The following is an 11,829-nucleotide window of genomic DNA, read 5'->3' on the forward strand; positions in this document are numbered from 1 at the left end:
CACCAATTAATAATGGTATAATTCTGAATAATTCTCAGCAGACTTTTCCCAAGAAAAATCAAAGGACATATTATTGTAAATCAATCCCTTCAACAGTTCTTTTTGGCTGTAGATATGCAATGCTCTTTTGATAGCGTGCACGGCATCGTCTGCTCCGGGAAAAGTAAAATTGAGTCCCGCTCCACCTGTTGAGATATCCTGAACTGTATCTCTCAAACCACCAGTGTAACGCACGATAGGTATGGTGCCGTAACGCATAGAATACATCTGATTTAAACCACATGGTTCCACACGACTTGGCATTAGCAGAAAATCTGCCGAAGCATAGATCTGGTGCGATAAATATTCTTTATAGCCAAGATCCAACGCAAAATTAATATTAAACTGACTCTGCAAAGCTTTCAGTTCGTTTTCTATTTGTTGATTTCCTGATCCCAAAATAATAATATTAAGGGAGCCATTGGTTTCCTGAATACTTTTCCGGACAATTTCCGGCAAAAGATCTGCTCCTTTCTCACCGGCAAATCTGCCTATAAATCCAAAGAGCGGAAGATTCGGATTCAGGCCATATTCTGCACAAATGACTTTTTTATTTTCCCACTTGCCTTCTTGTGCGTAATCTTTATTATAATTGAACTTCAGCATATCATCCGTTTCCGGATTCCAGACTTCTGTATCAATACCGTTGATAATCCCGAAAGCTTTTTGGCGTTCCTGATTCATCAAAGGTTCTATACCTTGGAAGCTGTAAAACAATTCTTCCAAATAGCCTTGGGAAACAGCGTTGAAAGCATTGCAAGATTTTATCATTGCCGCCATAGGATTGATTCTGCCATTCCAGTCTAAAAGCCCCCACTTCCAACCATCAAAATGAGGGAGAAAATTGGACATCTGCCAGTCCATAGTGCCCTGGTATTCGCCATTATGAATGGTTCCAATAGTTTTGACGCCCTTCAGAAAACGAAATTCGTAGCAATTATCAATCATAAAAGGAACAAGTCCTGTGTGATAATCGTGGCAATGTAAAATATCCGGACGAATCTGCATCGCACTTAGCCAATGCAAAACACCGTGCTGAAATGCAATAAACTGCTGACTCTCATCCCAATAGCCGTAAACATTATCCCTATCCAATAATCCCGGGATTTTCACCAGATAGAGTTCAAACCCCAAAACATTGCTTTTCTCCTTGAAAACCTGAACCTGATACATATGAAACGACTGATGAATAAAACCATCAAACACAATCTCAAAATCGTGGTTGTAGAAAAACGGTTTGTTGTACCAAGGCATTATCACGCTGGCATCCAACCCCATTTTGTTTTGATATTTAGGTAAAGCGCCTACCACATCCGCCAGTCCACCGACTTTTGCGACAGGATAACATTCCATAGAAAGGTGAAATATTTTCATAAATCTTTTTTCTTGCTAATTATTTTCTTCGTTTCAAAAAGTCGGCAATTTTTGACTTCTTGATGACTTTATGTTGCTTCAAAATCAAGCCTGATAATGGCGGTAATTTGATAATGATTGAATTCTTTCTATTATTCCAGCCTTCCTCTAATCTTTGAGAAATAACAGCTTCTACTCCGCTTCCGCTGTATTTTTCTTCATCGGAATTGAGGATTACTTTCCAATCTGTATTTTCATCAACACCAATTCTGTAATCGAAACTATTGGGTGTCAGATTCAGAACAGTCATTAGAACTTCTTTATCATTTTTACTTTTCCTCAAGTAAATAAAAATCGAGTTATCTCTGTCGTCGCCATCAACCCATTCGTAGCCATAAGGCGAGAATTGAAGTTCATATAAAGCTGGATGAGTTTTGTATATCAGATTCAAATCCCGAACAAACTCCTGAAGATTTTTATGAACAAGATACTGGAGCAAATGCCAATCAAGAGAGCTTGTGAAATTCCACTCGTTGGTTTGTGCAAACTCATCTCCCATAAAAAGCAATTTCGCTCCCGGATTGGTGAACATATAGACATACATAGCGCGGAGATTGGCAAATTTCTGCCACTCGTCACCCGGCATTTTGTAAATCAGGCTGCTTTTTCCGTGCACTACCTCATCGTGTGACAACGGCATCATATAATTTTCATTATACATATAGGTGCTCGTGAAGGTGATTTTGTTGTGATGGTATTTTCTATTGATTGGGTCTTCTTTGAAATAGTCCAATGTATCGTGCATCCAGCCCATCATCCATTTCATCCCAAAACCAATTCCGTCATCGTGGACAGGTTTGGTTAGTTTTGGAAAATCGGAGCTTTCTTCTGCAATAGTCTGCACATCTGGAAATTCTTTATAAACCGCGGTATTGAAATCTTGCAGAAATTGTTTCGCTTCCAGATTGACGTTGCCACCGTAGATATTCGGTTCCCATTCGCCATCGTTTCTGGAATAATCGAGATGTAGCATAGATGTCACCGCATCCACACGCAAACCATCGGCGTGGTAACGGTCTAGCCAAAATATTGCATTTGAAATCAGGAAAGATTTTACCTCTGGTCTTCCGTAATTGAAAATATAGGATTTCCAATCTGGATGAAAGCCTTTTCTCGGATCTTCGTGTTCGTATAAAAAAGAACCGTCGAAACGATGCAATCCATTGGCATCTCCCGGAAAATGAGAAGGCACCCAATCCAGAAAAACACCGATATTATTTTTATGAAGTTCGGAAATCAAATACATCAATTCCTGTGGCCCACCGAATCTGGAGGTTGCGGCATAAAATCCTGTAATCTGATAGCCCCAGCTTGGGTCGTATGGATATTCCATCACGGGCATAAATTCTACGTGGGTAAAATTCATGGCTTTGAGATAAGGAACTAATTTGTCTGCTATCTCGCCATAGCTAAGAAAACGTTGAGGATTATTTGGGTCACGCATCCAAGAACCGAGATGCATCTCGTAAACAGAAATTGGTGCTTCGAGGCTGTTGTAACGCCAGCGTTTTTCCATCCAGTCTTTATCTTGCCACTCGTACCAAGTGGTGCAAACTGCAGATCCTGCCTGCAAAGCATTCTCAAAACAAAGTCCGTATGGATCTGCTTTTTCTAATAAAATACCGTCTTTTGTCCTAATGCCATACTTGTAAACTTCACCAAAATCCAAATCGGGAATAAAACCTTCCCAAATCCCAGATTGATCCCACCGTCCTGACAACTTGTGAGAAAAAGAATCCCAATTGTTGAAATTCCCCATTACAGCAACGTCTGTGGCTGTTGGCGCCCAAACGGCAAAATAAACACCGGATACCCCATCGACCTCGACCTTATGAGAACCGAACTTTTCGTAAAGCCTGGTGTGTTTTCCTAAACGGAAAAGATAAATATCAAAATCGGAGAATAGTGAATATGGTTGAACCGACATAGGTTAATTATAAGTGATAAATGATGAATGATGAATTATAAATGCTGATTTGCTAGCAATTATAATACCTTTACCAAAATAACAATATTAATCGTTACATAGTAACAAAGTTTTTGTTAAATAATATTAAAGTTTTTTTGTGGGAGGAAATTTATTTGCTCCAACCCTAAAGGGAGGAAATTTCTTTGCCCCAACCCTAAAGGGAGGAAATTTCTTTTTTATGAATTGATGGATTTTGCCCAGAGATAAGTGCCGGTATGCTTATGCTCCTCGGCAATATTGTTTTTGGGTGATGTGTAGCTGATGGTTGCCAATATCATTGGCCAAAAAGTACCTTGGGGAATATCAAATATCCAATCCTGTGCTGGTATATCTTTATTTTCCAAACTGAACGATAGGGATGAAAGGATCTCGGTCTGTATATTCTGCGTATTGGGGTTTATTGTGAAAGCATATATATTGAGGTTTGCCTCCACTGCATTTTTGGGGAAAATGATCTGTTTGCCTATTTTAAGCTGAGGCAAATGGACAGTCATCGTATTTTGTCCACTCAAGTTATACTCGGGATAGAAATTGGAGGCTCTATCCCACTGCCAATCGTTATTGAATACCGTGCCGACCATTGGCTGCGGATTGAGTTACGCCATCTTTGTGGTACAATCTTGGTTGGTGGACTCTCCTATCGTGAGCCTGAGCCTAGTGCGGTGGTTGATGGAAAAACAACGGTAGTTTCTGATTTGTATTTTGTCTGTGATAGACTCTCTCAGGATACGATCGTGATTGCTGTTTTCACCAAAGCCAGTAGCGGCACCTCTGATAGTAGTGGATTGGTTTACCTTTTTAGGTTTTGAGCGAACGTGTGTTTTGCCATCTCTGTTTACAAATACCAAGTTACCTATTGCTCCACTAAGATTCTCAACTACTATTCTATTGGACTTTACTGGATATGTAATGGACTTGTATTGGATATGCTCTCTATAGGTTATGATTTTATGGAGCTTAGAATTCATTGTAAAGTTAAGGAATTATTTTTTACATTATTATTTTATAAAAAATCCAATGGACTTTTTATTTTTGATTTTGAAACATCTGTGATATGGGTGTAGATTTGTGTAGTCTTGATAGAATTATGCCACAGAAGCTCTTGCAAAAATCGGATATCTGCGCCGCTCTCCATTAGATGCGTGGCATAGGAATGGCGTAACCCATGCACGCCAATGCTCTTGTTGACTTTTGCTTTTGCCATTGCCTGCTTGAAGACACTTTGCACGCTTCTAACCGTGTATGCTCCGCCGTACTGCCCCTCGAAGAGGTAATCTTTTGGGCGGTAGGTTTTGTAGTAAGCTCTGAGAAGCACCAGCACAGACTCTGGCAAATTGGTATAACGGTCTTTTTTACCTTTGGCACCGGCAATGAGAACCAGCATATTGCCACTGTTTATGTGTTCTATTTTCAGGTTTACAATCTCACTCACGCGGAGTCCCATTCCGTAGCAAAGTTGCAACATCAGAAGGTGTTTTTGGTTTGTAGTATGGTCAAAGATCTTGCGTACTTCTGCTTGGGAGAGCATTTTTGGGAGAAGCTTGGGCGTTTTGGGACGCGGGATATCAAAGAACATTTTGGATTTTTTGCGTACCTGCTCATAATAAAACTTGACGGCATTGATCCTGCTGTTCAGATGGTTTTCCTTGATTTTTTCTTTTTCCAGGCAGTAAAGAAAATAATCTTTCAGCCGATCTTCTGAAAGATCATCTACCGGAAAAGTCCGAAGAGTCCGAAGCAGATGCCCAAACTCTGTGATGTAGGTTCGGACTGTGTTCTTACTATAAGCCTTTAGCTTCAGCTGGTCTATAAAATCTGAAAAAGCTTTTTGATTTACCTCATTTATTTCGGACTTGATCTGGCTTCCCCATTCTTTTCTTGTTAACTTGAGCGCATCTCTCACTGCAGGGAGATCCGGCAAATGCCAAGCTCGGTTTGTACTGCTCCACCTAGCAGATGGAAAGTCTTTACGAAGCTCCTTAATAAGGGTATTATTTTTCTCAAAACGAATCCAGATGACATTTTTGTCTCTGTGAGTACCAAAACTGAAATTGTATAAATCTAAGTCCATTATAAAAGTGTTTTTAATGTTCGCATTTTAAATATCTACTTTGACTTATAGTTTAAAAATCTATTGATATTGCGAATAATAAAATTAGTAAAAAAACTAACGAAACTGGGATATTATTAAAAATAAATATTTTTCTTTAGACTAGAGAAACTTTCGTATATTTGGGTGTTATCGGTAATGGCAAAACAACACTCCGACACAAATTCAACCGACTGACAAAAAGTAAAATTTGCCAACGCTTCAAAAAATAAAAGAGGTGCAACCAACCGCACAATTCCAACGCTTTTGCACCACATTTATTTTTCCCACCAAGCCCACCCACCACCCAAAAATGTATGAAAATTGATAGGTTTCTAATATCATTTTTGATATATTTGCCAAAATATGACAAGTCATCATTTTGAAAATGAGTAGCAAATTTGGACATAAAATTAGAATGATTAGGAGTAAACAAAAATTACTTCTAAGAGAAGTTGCCCCATTACTTGAAATGGACACAGCTCAATTAAGTAAAATTGAGCGTGGAGAAAGACAGGCGAAAAAGGAAACGGTTTTAAAAATTGCTCAAATTTTAAATGTAAAATCTGATGAATTGTTGACACTTTGGTTAGCTGACCAAATATGTGATGTTGTGAAAAATGAAGATAATGCCTTATTAGCTATGATGGTTGCTGAGGAAAGTGTAAAATATTCAAAAAAATAAAAGTAATGAAAAGTACATTGAATATAAATATTGTGAATGAGCCTTCGATAAAACATAATTTTGTCGAAGAACCAAATGATTTGTATTCACCAAGATACAATTTATTTAATCAAAACGTAGTTACCAATCTTCAAATAGACAATGCAAAAACTCAATTTGAGTCAATTACAGCAAATTCTAAAATTGCAAATGGAGATTGTGAAGAACTGATGTCGCATATTGAAAGTGAAAGTGTTGACTTAATACTTACCGACCCACCTTTCAACTTAGGTTCTTTTATGCACAAAAGAGGTACAAACCTTGTTAAAATGAGAGAAAACCAATTTGCCTATGCAGGTTGGGATGATTTAGAATACGAAGAATGGTTAATGAAAATGAGTGCATTCTTCAAACAAAGCAACCGTATTCTACGAAAAAAAGGTAGTTTATTGTTATTTATGTCTTTGATGAAAATTGAGTCTATTATCAATCTTGCAGAACAAAATAATTTCTATTACAAAACAGTTGGTGTTTGGCACAAAACGAATCCAATGCCAAGAAATATGAATTTACATTTTGTAAATTCTACTGAAGCTTGGGTTTATTTTATCAATGAGGGAACAACAGGCACTTTCAATAATGAAAATAAAGTTCTTCACGACTTTATAGAATCATCTTTGACTACACAAAGTGAAAAAAAATTCGGAAAACATCCAACTCAAAAACCAATTGAAATTTTAAATCACTTTACAAAAGTTCTTTCAAATGAAGGAGATGTAATTTGTGACCCATTTATGGGAAGTGGTTCTACTGGAGTAAGTTGTGAACTGAATAACAGACAATTTGTAGGGATAGAATTGGACAAAGAATATTATGAAATTTCTAAAAATAGAATCCAAGATATTGCAATAAAATGAGAGTAGTTGACTTATTTGCGGGAGTTGGCGGACTTTCTTTTGGTTTCGCAATGGCTGGTTTTGAAACTGTGTTTGCAATAGAACACGATGAATCTATTGCAAATACTTATAAGCTAAATCATCCTAATACTGATGTTTTTTCAACAGATATAGAAAAGTTGAACCTGAAAGATTTGACAAAGAAATATAAAAATATAGATATTGTTGTTGGTGGCCCACCTTGTCAAGGTTTTTCTCAAAAAGGAAAAAGATTAAGTTTAGACGATGAACGAAATTATCTTTTTCAATATTTCATTGAATTTGTAAAGGCTTTTAAACCAAAATATTTCTTATTAGAAAACGTTCCTAACATAACCACAACGTCAAATGGTTTCTTTAAAAATGAGATTATTTGTGCATTTAATGATTTAGGCTATGAAGTAGATGTAGATATTCTAACAGCTTCCGATTTTGGAGTTCCACAAAATCGGAAAAGAGCATTTTTCTTAGGAAAAAAAGGAACAGAAAAGTTATTGTTGCCAAAAACAAATGGTAAGAAAACAACTGTTGCTGATGCGATTTATGATTTGCCAAAAATTAAATCTGGGGAAGGGAGAGAAATTGATAATTATCCTTGTGAGCCATTATCTGATTATCAAAAACTAATGAGAAAAGGTTCTAAAGGAATTTATAATCATCAGGCAACAAAACATAGTGAATTGGCTTTGAAAAAGCTATCAATGATTCCGAAAGGAATGGGGAAAGAAGTTCTACCTAAAGAATTATTGACCAAATCCATTTTTTCAGGTACGTGGACGAGACTTAAAGAAGACGGATTTGCTCCAACAATAACAACAAGATTCGATACTCCATCTTCAGGAATGTTTACACACCCAATTTTGGACAGATGTATTACGGTACGTGAAGGAGCAAGATTGCAATCTTTTCCCGATAGATTTATATTTTACGGAACAAAATCATCTCAATTAAAACAAGTTGGAAATGCCGTTCCGCCTTTGTTAGCATATTCCATTGCCAAAACAATTAAAAAAGATAACGATAATGAAAACGTATCCAAATAGCTTTAAAGAGAGAAATGAGATTAATCTCAGACACGGTATTAAATCTTCTTTGGGAGAAATAAAAGAATTGTTCGCCCTTTTATATACTTTATACTTGTCAGACAATAAAAGCTCTTCAATAACATATTCAAAAGAGGTAAATGCACCAAATACTCAAATTGAAATTCAAGATGCGCTATTAGCAAGTGCAAAGAATTTATTTGGAGCATTAGTCGTTAATGATGCTAACTTCAAAAACGCTATTAACGGAAATCCTCTTTTCAAATCACAGATTGAATCACTTCAAGTAACATTAGAATTATTTTGGAAGTTGGCGAAAGTAACATTTGTCAATAATCCAGGAGAAAATACTCGTGAAAGAACAGGAGGAAAAAGATTTGACAAAAAACTTGAGTTTTCAACAAATCTAATTTTATTAGACAATGTTTTATCTGAAAGAGATAACTCCGTTTCTGATGAGCTAAAGGAACTCTTGTATAATTGGATTTTAAAAACTCCGAACTATACACCTGATGTAAATTTGTACAAGAAGATACAAACAACTTTAACTATCTTTTCAGAAGAAACACAGTTCAAGATAAGAAAAGACGATAATACAGAACTATACTTTCAACAAGAGGGAATTTATGAAAAATTGATAAATGGAAATACTGTAAATGATAAGGATAATGTAGAGCCTGTTGGTCCTTTCAGAATTTTAAAATCGTTTGTAAAATCAGATTTGCATAGATTTATCAAGGAAGATGGAAATAATGGTTTTAACATTAAAAATGTTGCAGATTTAGCTGAATTACAGAGCTATAATAATGCAGTTGAAACATCTTTAAATCTAATTCCAAAAAGAACGGTAATTTATCAAGAAGAACAGCCTAACAATCAAGTTGGAGATGTTGAAGACCTACAAAATATAGAAAATCTTCCTCATCAAATCATTTTCTACGGTTCTCCCGGAACAGGGAAAAGTCGAGCAATTGAGTTGAAAACAAATGGTCATAACCGAACAAGAACAACTTTCCACCCCGAAACAGATTATCATTCTTTTGTAGGTAGTTATAAGCCTGTGATGAACGGTTCAAATATTGAGTACAAATTCGTTCCACAGGCATTTACAAAAGCATATTGCGAAGCGTGGAAAAATCCTGATGAACAACACTTTTTGATTATTGAAGAAATCAACAGAGGAAATTGTGCTCAAATTTTTGGAGATATTTTTCAATGTTTGGATAGAGATGATACAGGAAAATCAAAATATGAGATTGATTGCAATGAGGATTTAGCTAACCATTTGAAAGAAGCTTTTACTGGAACTGAAATTGTTTCAGATAAAATCATTTTGCCAAGCAATCTTTATATTTTAGCAACGATGAACACTTCTGACCAATCACTTTTCCCGATGGATAGTGCATTCAAAAGACGTTGGGATTGGGAATTTGTACCTGTAAATTATGAAGATGCCAAACAAATGACCATTGAAATTGACGATACAACGAAATACAATTGGGGTCATTTCATTGAGATTATAAATCCAGCAATCAAGAATCTTACAGGCAGTGAAGACAAACAACTTGGAAACCGCTTTGTGAATCCAAAAGACGGAAATATAACATTTGACCAATTCAGGTCTAAAGTTTTATTCTACTTGTGGTCAGAAGTTTATAAAGATGAATACGGAACTCAAAGTTCGATTTTCAAATATGAATATGAAGAAAACAATCCGATAGATTTTCAATTTGGCGAACTTTACAACGACAACGCAACAGAAGTTGTAAAAGCATTTTTGAAATTCAACGGAATTGAACCTTAACAATGATAATATTATTTGAAGAATATCATTACAAAACGGAAGACCTTTCAAAAGTTTTAACTGAAAGGTACTATTTCCCTGTGAATGGTATTGAATCAAAAATCAACTTCGTTGGGTATTATTTCAATCCACAAATAAATGACGGAAAAGGCGATGCAGTCATCATTTTTCCAAAAGTTTTTATCAATCGTATCAATGAAAAAGAACTTGCCTTTGATGAATTTGAGCCTGAAACCTTGATAAATCCAACACTTGGAATAATCAATAGATTAAAAGAAACAGGAAAAGACAAACTCATTTTTGAAATTTCAACTTGGCTATATCGAGCAATTCAGCAATTCAATAAAAGACATTTTTACAATTCGATTACAGAAAACCAATTTATCAATCAAATTGTAACCAATTTAGATGAAAATTCAAGTACTGAATTGGATATTATTTTAAGTTTATTAAGATTTCACAAGGAAAACCAAGATTTATTTACATTCATTGCGAAAACAGCTCACTCACAACAAAACAAAATAAATTGGCACAAAACCATTAATAAAAAGCAGCCAATCATTCAAAATAACACGCCAATTTATGTTGATTTAGCGACAACAAGAAAAAGAGTAAATGACGATGAAGAATTATTGATACTTTTTTACTCGACATTAAATTTCATCAAAGAAAAATATTCGTTTAACTTTATCCCTCCGCAAAACTATGAACTCATCAAAGGTCATAAATTTGAAAGTGTTTTGCGTAAAGGTTGCAGATTGTTGAAAAGCATAAAATACAAATACTATTCAGACAAAATGATTAGTTTGTACAAGTTGCTTTATGCGTATTTCGAGCGAAGTGAACAAACACAATCCAAAAAACAGATGGAAGAAATCCTTTTAATCAAGGATTTTAATATCGTGTTTGAAGATATGATTGATGATTTAATTGGCGACACAACATTGTTGCCTGAATTGAAAAGCCACGCAGACGGAAAACAAATTGACCATATTTACAAATACAAATCGTTACTCATCGAAGATGAAATCTATTTTGTAGGAGATAGTAAATATTACAAACCTCAAAACAACGTAGGGAAAAATTCAAAAGCGAAACAATTTACTTATGCGAAGAATGTAATTCAGTATAACATTGATTTGTTTAACAACGAAAATTTAGACCAAAGAATTAGATACCGAGAAAATGAAACGGAGGGATATAACATTACACCGAATTTCTTCATTTCCGCTTTTGTAAACCAAGATTTTGATTTCTCTAAATCGTATTTGAACGAGACAGGAAAACCAATAATGCAGTATCATTTTGAGAACCGATTGTTTGACAGAGACACATTGTTTGTTCAATCATACAACATTAATTTTCTGTTTGTGCTTTCGGCTTATTTATCAAGAAATTCAACATTGAAAAATAATTTCAAAAAAGATACGCAAAAAACATTCAGAGAAAAGTTGGTAGCTTTTATCAATGAAAAATATAAATTTTATAAGGTTAAACCAATTGAAGATAATTTTATTAATCAACATTTTAAGCTGTTGAATGGAAAAGTTTACAAACCATCACAACTTGAAAACGAACTAATTTTAGCCTTTGAAAAAGATTCTGACATTGACGAAGTAATTTCAAAGTTTGAAACTGAATTGGAAGAAAAAACAGACTATATATTAACCTAATCCAACGCTTTTGGTGGCACATTTGCAATTCGCACAAGCCTGCAGCACAAAGCCAAAATTGCAAAAGAGCCACCAAGCCAACGCTCAACAAAGCGGACGAAAAGAGCCACTACCGATAATAGCTAAGTTTTCGTTGCGTGCGCAGCACGAACAATGAAAACCCTGTTGAACGGAAGCTTTGGGAGCTTTTTGCTGGGTAT

At 35.4% G+C, this 11,829-nt stretch carries 9 protein-coding genes; 5 read left to right on the top strand and 4 right to left on the bottom strand.

Annotation, left to right across the window (positions count from 1 at the left end; all coding sequences use genetic code 11):
- Positions 1-6: 6 nt before the first annotated feature.
- The 4 genes from EGH73_RS02410 to EGH73_RS02430 form a co-directional block, all read right to left on the bottom strand.
- Positions 7-1,413: a glycogen synthase gene (locus tag EGH73_RS02410; RefSeq protein ID WP_123280515.1), complete on the bottom strand. Its 1,407-nt coding sequence runs from the start codon at positions 1,411-1,413 to the stop codon at positions 7-9.
- Between the two features lie 19 nt (positions 1,414-1,432).
- The gene (glgB, locus tag EGH73_RS02415; protein WP_123280516.1) at positions 1,433-3,379 is read right to left on the bottom strand and encodes a 1,4-alpha-glucan branching protein GlgB; all 1,947 of its coding nucleotides are present in this window, start codon (positions 3,377-3,379) and stop codon (positions 1,433-1,435) included.
- Positions 3,380-3,597: 218 nt separating this feature from the next.
- Entirely contained in the window at positions 3,598-4,002 is a 405-nt protein-coding gene (locus tag EGH73_RS02420; protein ID WP_148041674.1) for a hypothetical protein, read from the bottom strand.
- Between the two features lie 422 nt (positions 4,003-4,424).
- Entirely contained in the window at positions 4,425-5,492 is a 1,068-nt protein-coding gene (locus tag EGH73_RS02430; RefSeq protein WP_123280519.1) for a tyrosine-type recombinase/integrase, read from the bottom strand.
- Positions 5,493-5,898: 406 nt separating this feature from the next.
- On the opposite strand from EGH73_RS02430, the gene EGH73_RS02435 reads away from it, so the two are divergent.
- From EGH73_RS02435 to EGH73_RS02455, 5 genes are read left to right on the top strand one after another with little or no spacing between them, the layout of a single operon-like run.
- Positions 5,899-6,195: a helix-turn-helix domain-containing protein gene (locus EGH73_RS02435; protein ID WP_123280520.1), complete on the top strand. Its 297-nt coding sequence runs from the start codon at positions 5,899-5,901 to the stop codon at positions 6,193-6,195.
- Positions 6,196-6,200: 5 nt separating this feature from the next.
- Positions 6,201-7,091, top strand: coding sequence for a DNA-methyltransferase (locus EGH73_RS02440; RefSeq protein WP_221177732.1), 891 nt, complete (start codon positions 6,201-6,203; stop codon positions 7,089-7,091).
- Positions 7,088-8,152 (top strand): DNA cytosine methyltransferase, encoded by a 1,065-nt coding sequence (locus EGH73_RS02445; RefSeq protein WP_123280521.1) that lies wholly within the window; start codon positions 7,088-7,090, stop codon positions 8,150-8,152. The genes EGH73_RS02440 and EGH73_RS02445 overlap by 4 nt, the downstream gene beginning before the upstream one ends.
- The gene (locus EGH73_RS14130) at positions 8,133-9,956 is read left to right on the top strand and encodes an McrB family protein (RefSeq protein ID WP_245985377.1); all 1,824 of its coding nucleotides are present in this window, start codon (positions 8,133-8,135) and stop codon (positions 9,954-9,956) included. Before EGH73_RS02445 ends, EGH73_RS14130 begins: the two co-directional genes overlap by 20 nt.
- A 2-nt stretch (positions 9,957-9,958) precedes the next feature.
- Positions 9,959-11,629, top strand: coding sequence for an LlaJI family restriction endonuclease (locus EGH73_RS02455; RefSeq protein ID WP_123280522.1), 1,671 nt, complete (start codon positions 9,959-9,961; stop codon positions 11,627-11,629).
- The last annotated feature ends 200 nt before the right edge of the window (positions 11,630-11,829 follow it).

It is taken from the genome of Epilithonimonas hominis, assembly GCF_003730015.1.
GTDB classification, from domain to species: domain Bacteria; phylum Bacteroidota; class Bacteroidia; order Flavobacteriales; family Weeksellaceae; genus Epilithonimonas; species Epilithonimonas hominis.